We start from the raw sequence: 18,823 nt of genomic DNA, 5'->3' as shown, positions 1-18,823 counted from the left end.
GTTATGCCTGATGACCATAGCAAGTCGGTACCACCCCTTCCCATCCCGAACAGGACCGTGAAACGACTTTGCGCCGATGATAGTGCTGCAACCAGTGTGAAAGTAGGTTATCGTCAGGCTAGTTATATGCAGAAGCCCGCTCAGTTGATACTGAGCGGGCTTTTTGCTTTTCTGGATCCCTAAAATCAACCAGCGGCGCCCAGCGCGTTATCCCACAATTTGTCGTGCAGCGGCATCAATATCACATTGCACACCGGTTCGAGCAGCGCCGCCATGCCGCCCAAGGCCGCCGACCCGGTGGCAACGTACAGGACGAGGAATGCCACGCCGCCGTGCATCGCCGCCTGGCTGATCTTTTCGAGTCCGACCATCAGATAGCGGCGCCGCCCGCCGGCCCCGTGCACCACGCGCGCCCATGCGTGTTCGTGGAAAGGCAGCAGCACGACGTTCAACACGGGTTCGACCAGCACGGCCAGTCCGCCGAGCGCGATCGAACCCGTGCACGCATAGGCGAGCGCGAAACCGATCGCCATATGCGTGATGACCTGACTGCCCTTGCGTGCCGCTGCCATGTGAATCTCCCGTGGTCCTGTTGCTGCAAATGATATCGATTCTCATCTGCGTAGGCCAATCGGATGATTCGAAGCCGCTGATAGACGGCTCCTATGGTCGAGCCAGGCCGATCAGGGCTTGAAGTTCCCGTCGTTGCGCGTGATTGTCGAGCTGCAGGTCGCCGGCGTGCTGAGTTCGCGATTGCCCGACGCCGTCGTCTGGTTGCTTTCCCACGTCGCCGTCGACCCGTTCCACTTCACGTACTTGTACTGGAGCGCGGTATTCGGCGGCAGGGTCACCGTCCCGGTCCACGGCACGTTCGCGCCGCTGCCCTGGATCGTCAACGCAAAGCCGTTCGCAGGCGCCCAGGACCCGAGCGCGGTCGCGTTGCCGACCACATACAGGTTCTGGCCGACGACCGTGTTCGCATTCGCGATCGTGAAGCTGACCGCGCAATTCGTCGTCGCGGCCGGCGTCGTCACCGCCAAGGCGGCACTCGCCGCGGACGCATTCGCGGCCGCATCGAACGCCTGGACCGTGTACGAATACGCCGTGCCGGCGGCCGCGCCGGTGTCGGTGTAAGCGGTGCCGGACACGCTGGCCACCCGGGTGCCGTTGCGGAAGACCGTGTAGCTGCTCACGCCCACATTGTCCGTCGCGGCGTCCCACGCGAGAGCGACCGAGTTGGCCGCGACGGCCGTGGTATGCAGGTTGGCCGGGGACGTCGGGGCCGTCGTGTCGGGCGCGCAGGGGCTCGCGCCGGTCGTGATCGCGCCGTTGTTCACGGCCGATATCCCGGTGCCGAGGGCGTAGTTGGCGCCGCCGTGGTTATCCCAGGTGCCCGCATTGTTGTTGAAGGCCGCCTGCATGCCGGTCGCGCTGCCCAGGTTGACGATCGACGACATCCATCCGGTGCACGCCGCCTGCATGGCCACGCCCGGCGCCGTCGTCCACGCACCGCCGGTCGGCGCGTAGTGGATGTCGGCCGTGCTCCAGCCCGAGGGCAGGTGGTAGTACACGTTGGCGACGTTGCCGGCGGCCGTCGTGACCGAGCGCGTGCCCGATGCGCTCGAGGCGTTCCCCGCCGCGTCCTTCGCGACGATGGTGTACACATAGGTCGACGAGGGCGACAGGCCGCTGTCCGTGAAACCGGTCGACGCGGTGACGCCGGCCTGCGCGCCGTTGCGGTAGACGACGTATTGCGTCACGCCGTAGTTATCCGTCGATGCGGTCCAGGTGAGTGCCACGGACGTCGAGGTCACCGTGCCGGCGACCGGCTGCCCCGGCGCCGTGGGTGCCGCGGTATCGGCAGGTTTCGTGGTGACGCTCGTGACGGCCGACTGCGCCGACGCGTTGGCCGCCGCATCCTGCGCCGTGACGCTGTACGAATAGAGGGTCGACGGCGTCAGCCCGCTGTCCGTGTAGCTCGTCGCCGCGGTGGTGCCGACGGCGGTGCCGTTGCGGTACACCGTGTAGCCCGTCACGCCGACGTTGTCCGTCGACGCCGGCCATGCCAGTGCCACCGAGCGGTCCGTCAGCTGTGAAGCGATGATCGTGCCGGGCGTGCTGGGTGCCTCCTTGTCGACGACGAGGAACGGATACACGCCCGCGACCTTGCCGTTGACGTCTTCGACGAAGCCGGAGCCCGTCGACGACGGCGAATACGTGCCGGCGCCGACGAACACCTGCTGGATCTCGCTGCGGGTCACGTTGCCGCGGCTGTCCGTCATCTCGACGTAGTAATCGAGCAGCTGGTTGCGGAAGCCCGACAGGTAGGTGTAATACAGGTCGCCGATCTCCTCGGCGGGCAGGACCGCCAGCGTGTCGCGCGTGCCGGGAATCCAGTCGACGCCGTTGATGGCCGACTGCAGGTCGCGCATCTTCATCGGGAAGCTCTGCCAGGCGCTAACGCTCGATGGCGTGATCGACAGGCCGGGCGCCGCCGCCAGCGCGGCCGGATCGTAGACTTTATAGGTGTCGTCGTTCGCATCGATATTGTTCGACGCGTGCACGCGCACCTTCACGACGGCGCTCGTGATGCCGGAAACGTCGTAGCCATAGGTGTAGACCGCGAAGTCGCTGCTGTAGTGCTGGACGGTCCAGCCCTCGGCCTTGGACGCGTTCACGGAACCGGGATTGTACGGATAGCGTTGCGGCCACCAGACCGACGGGCCGGTGCGGTCGTCCGCCGCATGCGCCTGCACATAGGGCTTCGAGAACGCCAGTGAATTGTTGAACGCGAGCGTCGGCTTGACGTCGTCGTCCTTGTTCTCGTCGTAGTAGCCGAAGCCGGAGTCCATCGCGGGCAGCAGGAAATACCAGCCCAGCTCCGCCGGGTTCGCGCCGCCGGCGTAGTCCTTGGCGGCGTCGCCCTTGACGGGGAAGGACATCATCCACGGGTTCAGCTGGTTGCCGGTGTAGGTCACCTGCTTGTCCGCGGCGGTCGTGGGCGACCAGTAGTTCGGATGGCCGTCGAGCCAGATCTGCTCCGCCGTCTTGGCGTAGTTGAGCGCTGCCTGCAGCAAAGCGAAATTACGTTCCAGGTAATGCCAGCCATATTCGAACGACACGGTCGCGCCTTCCTGCACGCCTTTCAGATTGGTCTTGGGCGCGAGGTTCATGCCGGTGACGCGGTTGAAGTCGGCGAACTGGCCCTTCCAGATCAGGAACGGCAAATGCCAGTGATACCAGGTCGGATCGGACGAGGAGTCGCGCGTGTCGACCCAGGAACCGTCCTGCACGTGCTGCACGTCGCTTGCCGGAATCGGATTCGCGCGCAGGTATTCGTCGATGCCGAGGCAGTAGCCGTTGCCGGCACAGGTCGTGTTGTAGCCGGCCTGCCACGTCGACAGCGAACCGGCGCGGCCGCTCGAATTGTCGCCGTCGTGCGCGATGACGTAGAACTGGCGCGGCTCGAGCGCGGCATACGGCGTGATCTCGTCGACCGTCGTCGCGCCCTCCCAGCCTTCCAGCCACGAACCGTTCTGGCTGACCGGCACGCCGGCGATTTGCGTCACGGCGCCCGTGGCCGGATCGACGTGGCGCACCCAGTGCGGCGTCGACGCGAACGGGAATTTGTTCACGATGACCTGCTGCTCGTGCGCCATCTGCGCGGCCACCCAGCTGCCGGTCGCGGACGTGTTGCGCAGGTCGGCGCGGTTCGGCGGCGACGTCAGCGTGTCGCCGGTGGCGTCGTAGGTCGCGTACGGATAATCCTTCAGGGTGCGCGAATAATGATTGTTGCCCAGGACCGACCACTGGACGCCGAGCTTCGCCAGGGTCGGGATCAGGCGCTCCGAAAAACCCAGCTCCGTCGGGAAGTAACCCTTCGACGAGACGAAGTTCCCGCCCAGGAAATAGGACTGCGCGAGGGTCGCGTTCTGGAACAGCAGGTCCTTGAGGAAGTAGTCGGCGCCGACCAGGGGGCCCATCGAGTGGTGGCCCGTGAAGTGGATCGCGTCCAGGGTGCGGAAGTTGTTCTGGGTGTGCAGCGCGCCCGCGGTGTTCGACCAGGACTGGCCCCACGACGGGTTGCTGTAGCCGGGCACGTTCTGCAGCGTCTCCAGGCTTTGCACATTGTTGACGACCGCGCCCGACATCGTCACGTGCACCTGCCCGCGCCCGCCGGACCACGACTGCAGCTCGTTCGCGACCTGCATTGGCCAGTACTGATACGCGCCCGTCTTGGCATCCGGCGTGTAGTAGGACACCAGATCGTCGTGCGGCATGATGCCCCCGCCCAGCGCGGCCGGCAGGTAGTAGCGGTAGCCGGAAGGCGGATTGTTCTTGAGGTTGATGACGTCCCCGTCATACGTGTACCGGACCGGCGCGCCGACCGGGGTGGCGTCGTATTTCGCCGCCGGGTCGACCGCATAAAAGGGCCAGAAATTCGGCATGTGGTTGTGGTACACGTGGGCCGCGGGAATGGGGCCGGCGTGCGCCGCCGGCAGCATGGACGCAACGAGGCTGGCCACGCAGAGCGCGGCCGGGGTCTTCCGGAAATGCATGTGGTTCTCCTTCGGATCGCGCTTGCAGGAAAAGGCGGCGAGCCCCAAGCGCCCCGGGCACCGCCTGCCGACAGGGTTATCAGGTGGAGGGATCGCCGGCCGCGTGGGCGCTGGATGGAGGGAAGGCGGGAGGCCGTACGATCGCGACGGCCTTGTGGATGCGGCAGAGTACCATGATCTCCCCTCGTGCCCGGATGGGCTTTAGTATTTTTACTACTTATGAGGGGAAATATACGGTTTTATGGATTCAAAGTAAACAATGTTACGTAGTTAAATTACATAAATGCCTGCACGTGCTGCGCCATTCAATGCTGACATTGATTTATATCAATCAGCTTTGCGGCGCCCGCGCCAGCAGCGCGCGCAGCAAAGGCTCGGCCGCATCCGCGATCCGGTCCAGGCTCGCCTCGCGCAGCGCGGCCGTGTCGACCACGTGCTCGCTGTGCAGCCCGGCCCAGCGCAGCAGCGCCGCGCAGGCGTCCGGGTGGTCGAACAGTCCGTGCAGATAGGTGCCCAGCACCTGGCCGTCGTCCGAGCAGGCGCCTTCCGGCCGCCCGTCGATCGCGAACGCGGGCCGGGACAGCGCGCCGCCCGTCGAGACGCCCATATGGATCTCGTAGCCGGCGACCGCCGCTTCCGGCGCGGCGGACGCGAACACGCAGCGGCCGCTCACCTGCGCGAGGCGCTTTTCGCGCGTCAGCGTCGTGCCGAGGTCCAGCAGGCCGAGTCCCTGCGAGTGGCCGGGCGCGCCCTCGACGCCCTGCGGATCGTCGACACTGGCGCCCAGCATCTGGAAGCCGCCGCAGATGCCGATCACCTTGCCGCCATAGCGCAGATGGCGGCGGATGCGGTCCGGCCAGCCTTGCGCCTGCAGCCACGCGAGGTCGCCGCGCGTGTTCTTGCTGCCGGGGAGGATGATGAGGTCAGCAATCGGCGCCGGTTCGCCCTCGCGCACGAAGCGCAGGTCGACGTCGGGATGGACGCGCAGCGCATCGAAGTCCGTGTGGTTGCTCATGCGCGGATAGCTGGGCACGACGATGCGAAACGCACCGGTGCCGGGCGCCACGGCCTGCACCGCATCTTCCGCATCCAGGTACAGGCCGTGCAGATAGGGCAGCACGGCCAACACCGGCTTGCCGGTCTGCGCCTCCAGCCAGTCGAGGCCCGGTTCGAGCAGCCCGATGTCGCCGCGGAAGCGGTTGATGACGAAGCCGATGATGCGCGCGCGTTCGCTGTCCGACAGGCAGGCCAGCGTGCCGACGATGTGCGCGAACACGCCGCCGCGGTCGATGTCCGCGACCAGGATCACCGGGCAGTCGACGGCTTCCGCGAACCCCATGTTGGCGATGTCGCGGTCGCGCAGGTTGATTTCGGCCGGGCTGCCGGCGCCCTCCACGATCACCGCGGCGTACTGCGCGCGCAGGCGTGCATGCGATTCGAGCACGGCTTGCATCGCCACCGTCTTGTACTGGTGGTAGTCGCGCGCGTCCATCTCGGCGCGCACGCGGCCGTGGATGATGACTTGCGCGCCGATGTCGCTGGATGGTTTCAGCAGCACCGGGTTCATGTCGGTGTGCGGCGCCACGCCGGCGGCGACGGCCTGCAGCGCCTGGGCGCGGCCGATCTCGCCGCCGTCGCTCGTGACGGCACTGTTCAGCGCCATGTTCTGCGGCTTGAACGGCGCCACGCGCACGCCGCGGCGGGCCAGCAGGCGGCACAGCGCGGCGACGAGCGTGGTCTTGCCGGCATCCGACGTCGTGCCCTGCACCATCAGCGTGGAATACGGGAAGCGGTTCATTTGACGCGGTGGCTGCGCGCCAGTTCGAGCTTCTCGCACAGCTGGGCGGCGCCGGCGATCATGCGCGGACCGGAGCGGTTGAGCAGATTGCCGTCGATGGTGAACAGGTTGTCGTTGCGGACCGCGGTGAGCGTGCCGTATTGCTTCCACATGCTCACGCCGCCGTAGTTCTTTTCCGCCGTGGCGAAGATCGCCTCCGGATTCTCCTGCAGCACGGCCTCGATCGACACGACGGGCGCCGTCACGGGCAGCTTGTCGAAGATGTTCTCGCCGCCGCACAGGCGCAGCGCGTCGCTGACGATGTGGCGCCCGCTCAGCGTGTACAGCGGCTTGTCCCACACCTGGTAAAAGCTGCGCACGACGGGACGCTTCGCATAACGGTTGCGCAGGCTGGCGATCTGGCCGCGCAGGCCGGCCGCGGCGGGGCCGGCCACGGTATCGGTCCCCATCAGCTGGCCGAGCTTCTGCACATTGTCCGCGATGTCTTCCAGCTTTTGCGGCTCGCTGTGGAACATCGGGATGCCGAGCTTCTGCAGCATCTCGATCTGGCGCTCCGAGCTGCCGTGGCGCCAGACGACGATCAGGTCTGGCTTCATGGCCATGATGCGTTCCAGGTCGACTTCGCGGTTCGAGCCGATCTCCGGGATCTTTTTCGCTTCCGCGGGAAAGTCGCTGTACGAGACCACGCCGACGACGTGGCTGCCGCCGCCTGCCGCGAACAGCAGTTCGGTGACGTGCGGCGCCAGCGAGATCACGCGCTGTGCCGGTCTGGCGACGGTGACGGTGGCGCCGGCGTCGTCCTTGACGCTGATGGCGGCATGTGCCTGCAGGGTCGCCGCGAGCAGTGCCGCGCCTGCGATCGTGAATCGTTTCATTGGTCGTTCCATTCCTTGAGTGCTTGTTCGATGCGGCGCCATTCGGATTCGGTTCCCGGCAGGCCGACGCGGATGCCGCGCGCGCCGCCCGGGAACAGCCGCACCCAGATCGCGCGTCGCGCCATGTGTTCATGAAAGGCCTCCGCGCGCGACTCCGCCCACCAGTGGAACAGCGGCGTGCCATGCGCGTCGATACCGTGCGCCGCCAGCAGCGCATGCAGGCGCGCGCCGTCGCGCGCGAGGCGCGTGTGCGTCGCCTGCTGCCAGCCGCGGTCGCGCAATGCCGCGACGGCGATCTCCTGCGCCGGTCCGCTGACGGCCCACGGCCCGAGCAGGTCGTCCAGCGCCGTCAGCAGCGCCGCCTCCGCGACTACGAAGCCGAGCCGCAGTCCGGCCAGGCCGAAGAATTTGCCGACCGAGCGCAGCACGATGAGGCCGGGCCGGCCGGCGTGGCCGGCGACGCTGAGCAGGCGGGCGGTGTCGCCGAAGGCTTCGTCGACGACGAGCCAGCCGCCGCGCGCGCCCAGCCGCGCCGCCCAGTCCAGCAGCGTGGCCGGCGTCACCGTCGCGCCGGTCGGATTGTTCGGGTTCACCACGACGATCACGTCGCTGCCGCCCACTGCATCGTCGAGCGCATCGTACGCGGTCTCGCGCATGACGTGGCCGTGGCGGCCCCAGTGATGCGCGTGTTCCGCATACGACGGCGCGGCCACCGTCACGCGCGCCGGTCCGGCCAGTTCGGCCCGCAGGCGGGGCAGGGCCTGGATCGCGGCCTGCGTGCCCGCGACCGGCAGCAGTTGCGGCGCGCCGTAGTAGTCGCAGGCGGCGCGCATGAGAGACGGATCGGGTTCGGGCAGGCGCCGCCACGCATCGGGCATTGGCGCCGGCGCCGGGTAGCCGTGCGGATTGATGCCGGTCGAGAGGTCGATCCAGTCCGTGCCGCCGTAGCGCTGCCGCGCGGCGCGCAGGTTGCCGCCGTGATCAAGCATGGATCACCCCATCGAGCAGCACCAGTGCGGCGCCGGCGACCACGACCCACAGCAGCGTCGTGCGCCACACGAGGCGCCAGGCACGCAGGATGTCGTCCGCGCCGGGCTCGGGGCCGTTGCCGAGCGGGGGCCGCGTTTCCGTCACGCCGTCGTACACGGCCGCGCCGCCCAGTTGCACGCCGAGTGCGCCGGCGCCGCTGGCCATCACCGGGCCCGCGTTCGGGCTGCTCCACGCGGGCGCCTGCGCGCGCCAGCAGCGCCACGCACGCAGCCGTCCCCGTTCCGCCAGCAGCACGTACGACAGCGCGGTGAGCCGCGCCGGCACATAATTCAAGACGTCGTCGATGCGCGCGGCCACGCGGCCGAACAGGTTGAATCTCTGGTTGCGGTAGCCCCACATGGCATCCAGCGTATTCGCGAGCCGGAACAGGACGACGCCGGCGCCGCCGCCGACGAGGAACCAGAACAGCGTGCCGAACACGGCGTCGTTGCCGTTTTCGAGCAGCGATTCCGCGCCGGCCTTGGCGAGATCCGGTTCGCCGGCCTGCCCGGTATCGCGGCTGACGATGCGTGCGGTGAGGCCGCGCGCCGCGTCGATGTCGCCGGCGGCCAGCGCCGCGTGGATCGGCAGCGTGTGCTCGCGCAGGCTGCGCAGCCCGATGCCGACGTACAGCAGCAGCGCGTGCGCCGCCGCGCCGCCGTAGCGGCACGCGAGCCAGGCAGATGCGGACAATGGCAGCACGGCCAGCAGCCACGCGAGGAGGCCGCGCGCGATGCGCAGGCGTCCCCGGTTCAGCCGGCGTTCCAGCGCGGTTGCCAGCCGGCCGAAGCCGACGAGCGGATGCCAGCGCGGCGCCTCGCCTAGCCACAGGTCCAGCAGCACCCCGGCGACGAGCGTCAGCGCGAGGGTCGTCGCGGGCAGGCCGCTCAGCATGGCGCGCCTTTCAACGCGAGCGGCAGGCCGGCCGCGACGAACAGCACACGGTCGCAACGCGCGGCCACGTCCTGGTGCAGCCGCCCCGCTTCATCCACGAACGCGCGCGACACCGCGCCGTACGGCACGATGCCCATGCCGACTTCGTTCGATACGAACACGACGTCGCCCGCGGGCGGCTCGCCCAGCCAGGCCAATAACGCGGCGCGTTCGGCACCGAACAGCGGCGGCAGGACGATCGGACCGACGTCCGGCACATCCTCGCGCGTCGCGAACATCAGGTTCGTGAGCCACAACGTCAGGCAATCGACGAGCACGAGGCGCCCGGGTGCGCACAGCGTGCGCAGCGTGGCCGCCAGCGCCGTCGCTTCCTCCACCGTTTGCCAGCCGGCCGGCCGGCGTGCGCGGTGATGGGCGATGCGCGCCGCCATCTCGGCGTCGCCAGCGTGCGACGTCGCTAGATAGATCACTTCCTTCCCGGATTCGCGCGCCAGGCGTTCGGCCAGCGCGCTCTTGCCGGACCGGGCGCCGCCGAGGACGAGGGTGCGGGTCACGTTAATTGCCCCCGCAGCAGGCTCGCGGCGGCCTCCGGGTTCGAGGCGAAGAAGGCGTGGAAGTACGACGCCGTCAGCGAGCCGACACGATAGACCGCTTCGCCCTGGGCGCCGGACGGATGCTTGGCCGTCCACGCGGCGGGCGGCAACGGCGTCTCCAGGCGCGAATAGTGAAACGTATGGCCGCGCATCTGCCCGGCCTGCGTTGCCACCGCCTGCGGTCCGAGCCCGGCGAGGCGCGGCTGCATCAGCACGCGGCCGGGGAACAGGCTCGCCATCGGCCAGGCCCGGCCATCGCTGTCGACGAGCGAGTCGGCCAGCACCATCATGCCGCCGCACTCGCCGAGGATGGGCAGGCCGGCCGCGTGCGCCGCGCGGATCGAGTCGCGCCAGCGCGCCGCCTGCGCCAGCGCTTCGCAATGCAGTTCCGGATAACCGCCCGGCAGGTAGACGGCGTCGGCATCCTCCGGCACCGGCTCGTCCGCGAGCGGCGAGAACCAGCTCACGCGCGCGCCCAGCGCTTCCAGGGTGTCGACGTTGGCCGCGTACAGGAAGCAGAACGCGGCATCGCGCGCGATCGCCACCGTCTTCCCGGCCAGCAGCGGCGTGACCGGCGGTTCCGGTAAGGCCTCGTCGGGCAGTTGCGGCGCCAGCGCGTTCCACGCCGCCTCGTCCAGTTGCAGCTGGTCGGCCAGGTCGTCGAGAATGGCGTCGATGTCGGCGACTTCGCCCGGCACGACGAGGCCGAGATGGCGTTCCGGCAGCTGGCGCCCCTGCTTCGGCAACGTCGCGAGCAGCGGGATGTCGCGCAACGATGCCGCCACCATGCGGGCGTGCCCTTCGCTCGCGACGCGGTTGGCGACGACGCCGGCCATCCGCACGGGACCGTAATCGCGCAGGCCCAGCACGACGGCGCCGGCGGTCTGCGCCATCGCCGAGGCGTCGATCACGGCCAGCACCGGCAGGTCGAACGCGCGCGCGAGATCCGCGGCGGACGGATCGCCGTCGTACAGCCCCATCACGCCTTCGACCAGCACGATGTCGGCCTCGCGCGCGGCGCGGGCCAGGCGCTGGCGGCTTTGCTCCAGCCCGACCATCCACAGGTCGAGCGTGTGGACTTTCGCGCGGCTCGCGTGTTCGAGGACCATCGGGTCGATGAAGTCCGGACCGCATTTGAACACGTGCACCCGCTGGCCCATGCGGCGCAGCCGGCGCGCGAGCGCGGCCGTCACCGTCGTCTTGCCCTGGCCGGACGCGATGGCCGCGACCAGCAGCATGCGCGCGCCGGCGCTCATCACCACTCCGTCCCGGCCTGGGCCCCGATGCCCGCCCTGAAGGCGTGCTTGACGTCGTTCATTTCCGTCACCGTGTCCGCGACGGCGATCAGTTCCGGCGGCGCCGCGCGGCCCGTCACCACGACGTGCTGCATCTCCGGGCGGTCGAGCAGGTCGGCGATCACTGTGTGCACGTCGAGGTAGCGGTACTTGAGCGCGATGTTCAGTTCGTCCAGCACGACGAGGCCGTAGGCCGGGTCGGCGAGGAAGCGGCGCGCCTGTTCCCAGGCTTCCCCGGCTTTGGCGATGTCGCGTTCGCGGTTCTGCGTCTCCCACGTATAGCCTTCGCCCATCGCGTGGAAGCTGACGTCGTCGGGAAAGCGGCGCAGGAACAGTTCCTCGCCGGTGGACATCGCGCCCTTGATGAACTGGACCACGCCGACCTTCATGCCGTGGCCGAGCGCGCGCGCGGCCATGCCGAACGCGCTCGAGCTCTTGCCCTTGCCGTTGCCGGTGTTGACGATGATGATGCCGATCTGTTTGTCGGCCGCGGCGATCTTGGCGTCGATGATCGCCTTCTTGCGTTCCATGCGCACGCGGTGGCGCTCGTTCAGTTCCGCCGTCTGTTCGGGTGTCGGGTCAGTCATGATGGGGCTCCAGGGGAATGAAAATACGTCGGCTCCCGTACTCGATCGCATCGATCGGGTGGCCGAGATAGCTGCTCAGCAGCGGTGCCTGCATGGCGTCGTCGACGGTGCCGGCGTGCCAGCGGCCGTCGCCCATCAGCAGCAGGGCGTGGGTAGAGATACTGTGGGCCAGGTTCAGGTCGTGGCCGATCATCACGACGGTCTTGCCGCGCTGCCGGCACAGGCGCGAGAGCAGCGACATCGTGCGGACCTGGTGCGCCAGGTCGAGCGCGTTGGCCGGTTCGTCCAGCAGCAGCAGCGGCGTGTCCTGGGCCAGCAGCGCGGCGATGGCCACGCGCTGGCGCTCGCCGCCGGACAAGGTGCGCACGTCGCGCGCGGCGAGATGGTCGACTTCCATCGCGGCCAGCGCGTCGATTGCCGCATGGTGGTCGTCGCTGTGTTCCCAGTAGCGGTTCGCGTGGTACGGGTGGCGCGCCGACAGCACGGTTTCCATCACGCTGTAGGCAAAGGCGTCGCTGCGCGCCTGCGGCAGGTAAGCCCGTTCGCGCGCCAGCGCTTCCAGCGGCCAGCCGGGCAACGGCCGTCCGTGCAGCGCGACGGTGCCCGCGTCCGGCGCGCGCAGGCCGGCCACGGTGCGCAGCAGCGTGCTCTTGCCGGCGCCGTTGCGGCCCACGATGGACCAGCATTCGCCGGCGTCGACGGTCCAGTCGAGATCACGCACCAGCGTGCGGCCGCCGGCCCGCAGTTCCAGTTGTCGGGTGGCGATCATCATTTGTGCAGCCGATGCAGTTGATACAGGAAGACGGGCGCGCCGATCAGCGCCGTGATGGCGCCGACCGGCAGCTGGGTCGGCGCGACGACGGTGCGCGCGAGCGTATCGCACAGCACGAGCAGGCTGCCGCCGCCCAGCACGGCGGCCGGCACCAGCACGCGGTGGTCCGGGCCGAACGCGAAACGGCAGGCGTGCGGCACGATCAGGCCGACGAAGCCGATGGCGCCGGCGCTCGTCACGGCGCTCGCCGTCAGCACGGCCGAGACGAAGAACAGGCCCTTGCGCACGGCGCCGACGCGCACGCCCAGCGTGGCGGCGGCTTCCGCGTGCAGCGCGAGCATGTTCATCGCGCGCGCGTTGCGCAGCGCGTACGCGAGCGCCGCGCCCAGCACGAGCCAGGGCAGGATGCGCAGCGGCGCGCCGGCCAGGTCGCCGATCATCCAGAACACCATGCTGCGCAGGCGTCCCTCGGGCGCGATCGACAGCATCAGCGTGACGAGCGCCATGCTGGCCGAGGACATGATCACGCCGGTCAGCAGCAGCATCGAGGTGCCGCCTTCGGCCGCTGCGCCGCTGCGCATGTCGCGCCGCGCCAGCAGGTACAGCAGCAGCGCGACCGTCACCGCGCCGCCCATCGCCGCGAGGTCGACGGTGGCGGCGGCACACATCAGCAGCAGCGCAAACAGCGCGCCGACCGAGGCGCCGGCCGAGATCCCGAGCACGTACGGATCGGCCAGCGGATTGCGCAGCAGCGCCTGCATCATGACGCCCGCCAGCGCGAGCGCGCCGCCGGTGACGAACGCCATCAGCGCGCGGCCGACGCGCAGCTCGACGAGCGACGCGGCCAGTGATTCGGGCCGGCCGCGCAGCACCTGCGCCACCGCGTCCGGCAGGTCGGACGGCGCGACGGCGATCGACCCGCTCATGCCCGCGACGAGCAGGCTGGCCAGCGCTGCACACAGCAGGAAGGCGATGGTCAGGATGGCGCGCTGGCGCAGGGGCGGTGGGACAGGGTGCATGGCTCGTCGGTACATGATGGATCAGAGGCTACCGTAGCGGAGTCCTGCGAACCAGGTGCGCCCGGCCGTGCCGTAGTTGCGCGCCAGTTCGTAGGCCTTGTCGGCGGCATTGTCGACGCGGACCAGCAGCGACCAGTCGCGCGTCATGTGCCAGGTAGTGTACAGGTTCAGCAGGCCGTAGCCGCCGAGGCGGTTCACGTTGGCGGCGTCGTCGAAACGGCGGCCGGATGCCTGCAACTCGACGCCGGCGTCCACCTGGCCCAGGCTGTAGTCGGCGGCGACGCTGGCGTGGCGGCGCGCGCGGCGGGCCAGCTGTTTGCCGGTGGTGTCGTCGCGCGGGTTTTGCAGGTCGGCGCTGGCGCGCAGGTCGAGGTTGCCGAGGCGGGTGTTTGCCGCCAGCGTCAGGCCCTCCAGCAGCGCATGGTCGACGTTGTAGGCGCAGCTGCCGCCGGGATGGCCCGGGCACGGCGTGACGGACACGATCATGTCGGTCAGGCGGTTGCGGTAGTAATTCGCCTGCAGGTCGACGCCGGCCACGCGGTATTGCACGCCCGCTTCCGCGTTGCGGCCCCGTTCCGGCTTGTTGCTCGACAGGCCGTAGTGCGGGTAGTACAACTCGTTGAACGTGGGCGCGCGGAAGCTCGTGCCGACGCTGGCCGTGGCGCGCAGGTCCTTCGTGAATTCGTAGCCGTAGCCGGCTGCGCCCGTCGTCTTCGACCCGTATTCGGAGCGGTCGGTGCGCGCGCTGACGTCGAGCAGCTGGCTGCCGCGGCGCAGGTCGTACGCGGCCGAGATCGAATTCGTGATGCGCGTGCGGTTGACGTCAGCGATGGCGCTGGACAGGACTTGTTCCTTGCGGTGGCCGGCCAGCAGCTGCAGCGTGTCGCCGTCCAGGTCAAACGTGTTCTGCCACGTGAACTCGTCCTGGCGCGTGTTCAGTTGCGTGGTGCCGGAAGGCGCAGTGCCCGTGAAGCTCCCCAGTTTATCTTCCGAGCGCGCCAGCTGGACGCTGCTGCGCCAGTTGGGCCGGATGCGGTCGTTCAGGAATACGGCATAGCTGTCGACTTCCTGGATGTTGTGCGCGTCGAAGGCCGAGCTGCCGCTGTCGTACTGCGCGTTCAGGCGGCTCTGCAGGAATTGCGCGCCGATCTCGTGGCCTTCCGCCAGGCGCAGCGCGACGCGGCCGTTGACGCTGTTGCGCGTATAGCCATCGGCGTCGCCGTTGTAGCCGTATGCCCCGGGGCGCGTGGCCGAGAAGCCGTCCGATTCTTCGCGCGCGCCGGAGAGCGCATACGTCACGCCGTGCGCACCGCCCGTCGAGCCGTGCACACCGGCGTCGTACTGGTTCGTGCCATACGTGCCGCCCCCCGCGCCGGCGCTGAAGGCGGGCCGGCCGTCGCTCTGCTTCGTGAAGATCTGCACGACGCCGCCGATGGCGTCCGCGCCGTACAGGGAGCTCAGGGGACCGTAGACGATCTCGATATGGTCGATCGACGACAGCGGCAGGGCATTCCACGCGGCCGCGCCGGTGGTCGCGGCGCCGATGCGCACGCCGTCGACGAGCACGACGACCTGGTTGCTGTTGGCGCCGCGCAGGAAGACGGTCGTGTTGGTGCCGGCGCCGCCGTTGCGGCCGATCTCGATGCCGCGCTGGCGGCGCAGCACGTCGGCGACGGAGCCCGCGCCGGCGCGGGCGATGTCGTCGCTCGTGACCACGACGGTGTCGGGAATGACGTCATCAACGTGCTGCGGCGTGCGATTGGCCGTGACGACGACGGTGTCGGGGATGGGATCGGCGTGGGCCGATGCGGCGGCGGCGAATGCGAGCGACAGCGCGGCCGCCTGCCGGGAAACGGGAAAGGACATGATGATCTACGTAACGGACAACCGGCCGACGTCCCCGTCAGCCAGGTGAACAGAAGCGCGGGCGAACCGCGCGCTTCCACCTTTTGGCCGGTATCCGGGCTGGCAAGTATGGCCGTCCGACCTTCCCATGCGGATGCACAGTGGTATGTGGAGACGGTTGCCGCGCACGCGTCGAACGCGGGCGGCACTTGCTTACCGTTGCGGGGGCAGCACACGTTGGCGCTTGCTCATGAAAGCGAGGCTTCGTGTTTCCCGTTTAACTGCGCCCGAGAGATCGGACGCGAGCACCAAAACGCCGACATTATACGGCGTTTGGTGTGCGCCGTTGTCAGTCTTTCAGCACGACGACGTCGCCGTAGCCGATGCGATGGGGCGTCCGCGCCGCGTGCAGCGCGGCCTGTTCCAGCGATGCGCCGCCATGCAGGGCCGCCAGCAGGCGGATGGTGCCGGCGTGGCAGACGATCAGCGCGGCGGGGACACGCAGATCGTCGACGAAGGCATGCACGCGGCGCGCCACGTCGAGCACGTTCTCCGCGCCGCCGGGACGGTAGTGGAGCAGGTCGGCGGTCCAGGCGTCGACGTCGGCGCGCGGGATCGCGGACCAGGGGTGCAGCTCCCACGCGCCGAAATCCATCTCGGCCAGGCGCGCATCGAACGTCACGCGGCCGGATGCGAGGCGTTCGGCCAGCAGGGCGCAACGTTGCAGCGGGCTGGCGTAGACAGGCAGGTCGTCCAACTTGCGCTGCGCCAGCGCGGCGTGCACGCGCGCGAGCTCCGCTTCGGGCACGGGCACGTCGCTGGCGCCGTAGCACAGGCCCGGTGCCACGTCCGGCCGCGGATGGCGCACCAGATACAGCGTCATGCCGCGGTCCAGGTGCCGTGGCCCAGCGTCGCCAGCACGGCAAGATAGGCCAGCGCTTCGGCCAGTTGCTGCACGGCGCCGAGGCAGTCGCCCGTATAGCCGCCGAGGCGGCGCACGAACAGGCGGCCCAGCCACAGCGCGGCGGCCGTCGCGGCCAGCACGGCGGCCAGCAGGGCGGCCGGTGTCATCCTGCCGGTGGCGAGCACGCACGCCGCCGGCAGCGCGCACGTCAGCGCCGCGATCGCGAATTCGGCGGTCGTCATCTGCTGCGCCAGCGGCTTGGCCTTGCCTTCGCTGCGCACGTATTTCAGCTTCCAGATCAGCGCCGTCGCCGCGAGCCGCGAGAACGGATGCGCGACGAACAGCGCGGCCACGGCCACGCGCGGCGGCAGCAGTGCCAGCGCGGACAGTTTGGCCGCCAGCATGCACATGATGCCGATCGCGCCGTAGGCACCGACGCGCGAATCCTTCATGATCTCCAGTGCCCGTTCCTTCGTCATGCCGCCACCGAGGCCGTCGCACGTGTCGGCAAAGCCGTCTTCATGGAACGCGCCCGTGATCCAGATCGAGGCCGCGGTCGACAGCACGGCCGCCACCGGCGCGGGCAGCACGAGCGCGCCGGCGTAATACACGGCCGCCGCGATCGCCGCGACGACGACGCCGACGAGCGGGAAGTAACGCGACGCATGCTGCAGCCAGCTGGCGTCGAAGCCGACCCACGCCGGGATCGGCAAGCGCGTGAAGAACTGCAGGGCGATGAAGAACAGGCGCAGTTGCCGCATCAGGCCGACTTTTCGCTGACGCTGGCCGATTCGAACGTCGCCATCTCGTTCAGGAAGTTCGCGGCCGCGTGCAGCAGCGGCAGGGCCAGCGCGGCGCCCGTGCCTTCGCCCAGGCGCAGGTTCAAGTGCAGCAGGGGCTCGGCGCCGAGCGCGTCCAGCATGCGGCGGTGGCCGGATTCGTCCGAGCAGTGCGCGAACACGCAGTAGTCCACGATCGCGGGCGCGATGCGCGCCGCCGCGAGCAGGGCGCTCGTCACGATGAAGCCGTCGATCAGCAGCACCTTGCGCAGCGCGGCCGCCTTGAGCATCGCGCCGGCCATCATCGCGATCTCGAAGCCGCCGAACGCCGCCAGCACGGCGAGCGGATCGTCGACGCCGGCGTGGTGCCGGACGGCCGCCTCGATCACGCGCTGCTTGTGCAGCACGCCGTCCGGCGACAGGCCGGTGCCGGCGCCGACGCAGTCCGCGACGGGGAGCCCGGTCAGCTTGTGCATCAGGGCTGCTGCCGCCGTCGTGTTCCCGATGCCCATCTCGCCGAAGCCGACCACGTTGCCGGACAGGTCGACCGCGAGCGCGGCGCCATGTTCCAGCGCGGCCGCGCACTGCCCGGGCGTCATCGCCGGCTCGCGCGCGAAGTTGCGTGTGCCGCGCGCCACCTTGCGGTCGACGAGGCCGGCGCGCACGCCGAAGTCGTGATTGACGCCCGCATCCACGACGTGCAGATCGATGCCGTTCTGGCGCGCGAACACATTGATGGCGGCGCCGTGGGCGAGGAAATTCTCGACCATCTGCCAGGTGACGTCCTGTGGATAGGCCGAGACGCCTTCCGCGACGACGCCATGGTCGCCGGCGAACACGAGGATGGCCGGCTGCTCGATCGTGGGCGCGACCGTGCGCTGGATCAGGCCCAGGCGGCTGGCCAGGCGTTCGAGCGCGCCGAGGCTGCCGAGCGGTTTGGTTTTGTTATTGACGGCGGCAGAGAGTTGCGAGGCGAGGTCGGGATCGGCCGTGGGGGCGATGTGCGGGAGGCGCATGGGAGCTCCATGGATAAGGAAGGCGGCAAAGATAGCACACAAGCAACTGAAGAATTCTTACCACAGCCCCCTTGCATACCTCCGATCCGGTTTGCTATAGTTCGCGTCCTGCTTCTGCAGCGCAAGAAATTTCAGCTAAATCAAACAGTTGAATCCGGTGTTTTGACAACGCCGCTTGTGTTGAAGAAAAAGAGGGGTTGACGAGTTAAACGATGTGCTGCATACTCTCGCTCCTCTGCTGCTGACGAACAAAACGATTCGCAGATGCAGCAAGGCAGTACCGAATACAGTTCTTTAACAATCAACAGTCGATAAGTGTGGGCGTTTGATGAGGTGCCAGCAGTCACGTAAGTGCTGCTGAATGCTTAAATTATCAAATGTTCACGCAAAAGAAATACGTTGCTCAGCAATGAGTAACGGTCAGTATTTTGAGTGAGCGATCTGTCGAGAAATCGACAAAAACAGAGATTAAACTGAAGAGTTTGATCCTGGCTCAGATTGAACGCTGGCGGCATGCTTTACACATGCAAGTCGAACGGCAGCGCGGGGCAACCTGGCGGCGAGTGGCGAACGGGTGAGTAATATATCGGAACGTACCCAAGAGTGGGGGATAACGTAGCGAAAGTTACGCTAATACCGCATACGATCCAAGGATGAAAGTGGGGGACCTTCGGGCCTCATGCTCCTGGAGCGGCCGATATCTGATTAGCTAGTTGGTGAGGTAAAGGCTCACCAAGGCGACGATCAGTAGCTGGTCTGAGAGGACGACCAGCCACACTGGGACTGAGACACGGCCCAGACTCCTACGGGAGGCAGCAGTGGGGAATTTTGGACAATGGGCGCAAGCCTGATCCAGCA

Annotated in this window: 16 protein-coding genes, 2 rRNA genes and 1 riboswitch; of the genes, 3 read left to right on the top strand and 15 right to left on the bottom strand. The window is 68.4% G+C overall.

Features of this window, described 5'->3' with window-relative positions; translation table 11 throughout:
- Window positions 1-6 precede the first annotated feature (6 nt).
- Window positions 7-119 (top strand): 5S ribosomal RNA (gene rrf, locus U9J41_RS28635).
- A 66-nt stretch (window positions 120-185) separates the two neighbouring features.
- Here rrf and U9J41_RS28630 read toward each other — a convergent pair.
- The 15 genes from U9J41_RS28630 to cobT all read right to left on the bottom strand — a co-directional run bounded on the left by U9J41_RS28630 (window position 186) and on the right by cobT (window position 17,965).
- Window positions 186-572 (bottom strand): DUF2061 domain-containing protein, encoded by a 387-nt coding sequence (locus U9J41_RS28630; protein ID WP_322405582.1) that lies wholly within the window; start codon window positions 570-572, stop codon window positions 186-188.
- Between the two features lie 111 nt (window positions 573-683).
- Window positions 684-4,559, bottom strand: a complete 3,876-nt coding sequence (locus U9J41_RS28625) for a carbohydrate binding domain-containing protein (protein ID WP_322405580.1) — start codon at window positions 4,557-4,559, stop codon at window positions 684-686.
- 331 nt (window positions 4,560-4,890) lie between these two features.
- On the bottom strand, window positions 4,891-6,357 hold the full coding sequence (locus U9J41_RS28620; protein ID WP_322405579.1) for a cobyric acid synthase: 1,467 nt from the start codon (window positions 6,355-6,357) through the stop codon (window positions 4,891-4,893).
- The gene (locus tag U9J41_RS28615) at window positions 6,354-7,232 is read right to left on the bottom strand and encodes a cobalamin-binding protein (protein ID WP_322405577.1); all 879 of its coding nucleotides are present in this window, start codon (window positions 7,230-7,232) and stop codon (window positions 6,354-6,356) included. Before U9J41_RS28615 ends, U9J41_RS28620 begins: the two co-directional genes overlap by 4 nt.
- A complete protein-coding gene (gene cobD, locus U9J41_RS28610; RefSeq protein WP_322405576.1) occupies window positions 7,229-8,221 on the bottom strand; it encodes a threonine-phosphate decarboxylase CobD in 993 nt (330 codons plus the stop codon). The genes U9J41_RS28615 and cobD overlap by 4 nt, the downstream gene beginning before the upstream one ends.
- Window positions 8,214-9,155: a CobD/CbiB family cobalamin biosynthesis protein gene (locus tag U9J41_RS28605; RefSeq protein ID WP_322405574.1), complete on the bottom strand. Its 942-nt coding sequence runs from the start codon at window positions 9,153-9,155 to the stop codon at window positions 8,214-8,216. Before U9J41_RS28605 ends, cobD begins: the two co-directional genes overlap by 8 nt.
- Window positions 9,149-9,709, bottom strand: a complete 561-nt coding sequence (gene cobU, locus U9J41_RS28600; protein WP_322405573.1) for a bifunctional adenosylcobinamide kinase/adenosylcobinamide-phosphate guanylyltransferase — start codon at window positions 9,707-9,709, stop codon at window positions 9,149-9,151. The genes U9J41_RS28605 and cobU overlap by 7 nt, the downstream gene beginning before the upstream one ends.
- Window positions 9,706-11,004: a cobyrinic acid a,c-diamide synthase CobB gene (locus tag U9J41_RS28595; protein ID WP_322405572.1), complete on the bottom strand. Its 1,299-nt coding sequence runs from the start codon at window positions 11,002-11,004 to the stop codon at window positions 9,706-9,708. The genes cobU and U9J41_RS28595 overlap by 4 nt, the downstream gene beginning before the upstream one ends.
- Window positions 11,004-11,630 carry a cob(I)yrinic acid a,c-diamide adenosyltransferase gene (cobO, locus tag U9J41_RS28590; RefSeq protein WP_322405571.1) on the bottom strand — a complete coding sequence of 209 codons (627 nt, stop codon included), beginning with the start codon at window positions 11,628-11,630 and terminating at the stop codon, window positions 11,004-11,006. Before cobO ends, U9J41_RS28595 begins: the two co-directional genes overlap by 1 nt.
- A complete protein-coding gene (locus U9J41_RS28585; RefSeq protein WP_322405583.1) occupies window positions 11,623-12,399 on the bottom strand; it encodes an ABC transporter ATP-binding protein in 777 nt (258 codons plus the stop codon). The genes cobO and U9J41_RS28585 overlap by 8 nt, the downstream gene beginning before the upstream one ends.
- The gene (locus tag U9J41_RS28580; protein WP_322405570.1) at window positions 12,399-13,421 is read right to left on the bottom strand and encodes a FecCD family ABC transporter permease; all 1,023 of its coding nucleotides are present in this window, start codon (window positions 13,419-13,421) and stop codon (window positions 12,399-12,401) included. Before U9J41_RS28580 ends, U9J41_RS28585 begins: the two co-directional genes overlap by 1 nt.
- A gap of 21 nt (window positions 13,422-13,442) precedes the next feature.
- Window positions 13,443-15,287 carry a TonB-dependent receptor domain-containing protein gene (locus U9J41_RS28575; RefSeq protein ID WP_322405569.1) on the bottom strand — a complete coding sequence of 615 codons (1,845 nt, stop codon included), beginning with the start codon at window positions 15,285-15,287 and terminating at the stop codon, window positions 13,443-13,445.
- A 68-nt stretch (window positions 15,288-15,355) separates the two neighbouring features.
- Window positions 15,356-15,594: riboswitch (cobalamin riboswitch) on the bottom strand.
- A 21-nt stretch (window positions 15,595-15,615) separates the two neighbouring features.
- The gene (gene cobC / locus U9J41_RS28570) at window positions 15,616-16,149 is read right to left on the bottom strand and encodes an alpha-ribazole phosphatase family protein (RefSeq protein ID WP_322405568.1); all 534 of its coding nucleotides are present in this window, start codon (window positions 16,147-16,149) and stop codon (window positions 15,616-15,618) included.
- Window positions 16,146-16,931: an adenosylcobinamide-GDP ribazoletransferase gene (locus U9J41_RS28565; RefSeq protein WP_322405566.1), complete on the bottom strand. Its 786-nt coding sequence runs from the start codon at window positions 16,929-16,931 to the stop codon at window positions 16,146-16,148. Before U9J41_RS28565 ends, cobC begins: the two co-directional genes overlap by 4 nt.
- Window positions 16,931-17,965, bottom strand: a complete 1,035-nt coding sequence (gene cobT / locus U9J41_RS28560; RefSeq protein WP_322405565.1) for a nicotinate-nucleotide--dimethylbenzimidazole phosphoribosyltransferase — start codon at window positions 17,963-17,965, stop codon at window positions 16,931-16,933. The genes U9J41_RS28565 and cobT overlap by 1 nt, the downstream gene beginning before the upstream one ends.
- Window positions 17,966-17,974: 9 nt before the next feature.
- Between cobT and U9J41_RS28555 the strand changes: the two genes are divergently transcribed.
- Window positions 17,975-18,166 (top strand): hypothetical protein, encoded by a 192-nt coding sequence (locus U9J41_RS28555; protein ID WP_322405564.1) that lies wholly within the window; start codon window positions 17,975-17,977, stop codon window positions 18,164-18,166.
- A gap of 269 nt (window positions 18,167-18,435) precedes the next feature.
- Window positions 18,436-18,823, top strand: a 16S ribosomal RNA gene (locus tag U9J41_RS28550); the annotation flags it as partial.

The organism is Massilia luteola (genome assembly GCF_034420155.1).
Classification (GTDB): domain Bacteria; phylum Pseudomonadota; class Gammaproteobacteria; order Burkholderiales; family Burkholderiaceae_D; genus Telluria; species Telluria luteola.
This window is presented reverse-complemented; position numbering and strand designations above follow the sequence as displayed.

What these genes read in the sequence shown, in the direction of transcription:
- cobC (WP_322405568.1), bottom strand. Translation starts at nt 16,149, where the DNA reads ATGACGCTGTATCTGGTGCGCCATCCGCGGCCGGACGTGGCACCGGGC.
- cobD (WP_322405576.1), bottom strand. Translation starts at nt 8,221, where the DNA reads ATGCTTGATCACGGCGGCAACCTGCGCGCCGCGCGGCAGCGCTACGGC.
- U9J41_RS28555 (WP_322405564.1), top strand. Translation starts at nt 17,975, where the DNA reads ATGGATAAGGAAGGCGGCAAAGATAGCACACAAGCAACTGAAGAATTC.
- U9J41_RS28630 (WP_322405582.1), bottom strand. Translation starts at nt 572, where the DNA reads ATGGCAGCGGCACGCAAGGGCAGTCAGGTCATCACGCATATGGCGATC.
- U9J41_RS28620 (WP_322405579.1), bottom strand. Translation starts at nt 6,357, where the DNA reads ATGAACCGCTTCCCGTATTCCACGCTGATGGTGCAGGGCACGACGTCG.
- U9J41_RS28575 (WP_322405569.1), bottom strand. Translation starts at nt 15,287, where the DNA reads ATGTCCTTTCCCGTTTCCCGGCAGGCGGCCGCGCTGTCGCTCGCATTC.
- U9J41_RS28580 (WP_322405570.1), bottom strand. Translation starts at nt 13,421, where the DNA reads ATGCACCCTGTCCCACCGCCCCTGCGCCAGCGCGCCATCCTGACCATC.
- cobT (WP_322405565.1), bottom strand. Translation starts at nt 17,965, where the DNA reads ATGCGCCTCCCGCACATCGCCCCCACGGCCGATCCCGACCTCGCCTCG.
- cobO (WP_322405571.1), bottom strand. Translation starts at nt 11,630, where the DNA reads ATGACTGACCCGACACCCGAACAGACGGCGGAACTGAACGAGCGCCAC.
- U9J41_RS28605 (WP_322405574.1), bottom strand. Translation starts at nt 9,155, where the DNA reads ATGCTGAGCGGCCTGCCCGCGACGACCCTCGCGCTGACGCTCGTCGCC.
- U9J41_RS28585 (WP_322405583.1), bottom strand. Translation starts at nt 12,399, where the DNA reads ATGATCGCCACCCGACAACTGGAACTGCGGGCCGGCGGCCGCACGCTG.
- U9J41_RS28595 (WP_322405572.1), bottom strand. Translation starts at nt 11,004, where the DNA reads ATGAGCGCCGGCGCGCGCATGCTGCTGGTCGCGGCCATCGCGTCCGGC.
- U9J41_RS28625 (WP_322405580.1), bottom strand. Translation starts at nt 4,559, where the DNA reads ATGCATTTCCGGAAGACCCCGGCCGCGCTCTGCGTGGCCAGCCTCGTT.
- U9J41_RS28565 (WP_322405566.1), bottom strand. Translation starts at nt 16,931, where the DNA reads ATGCGGCAACTGCGCCTGTTCTTCATCGCCCTGCAGTTCTTCACGCGC.
- U9J41_RS28615 (WP_322405577.1), bottom strand. Translation starts at nt 7,232, where the DNA reads ATGAAACGATTCACGATCGCAGGCGCGGCACTGCTCGCGGCGACCCTG.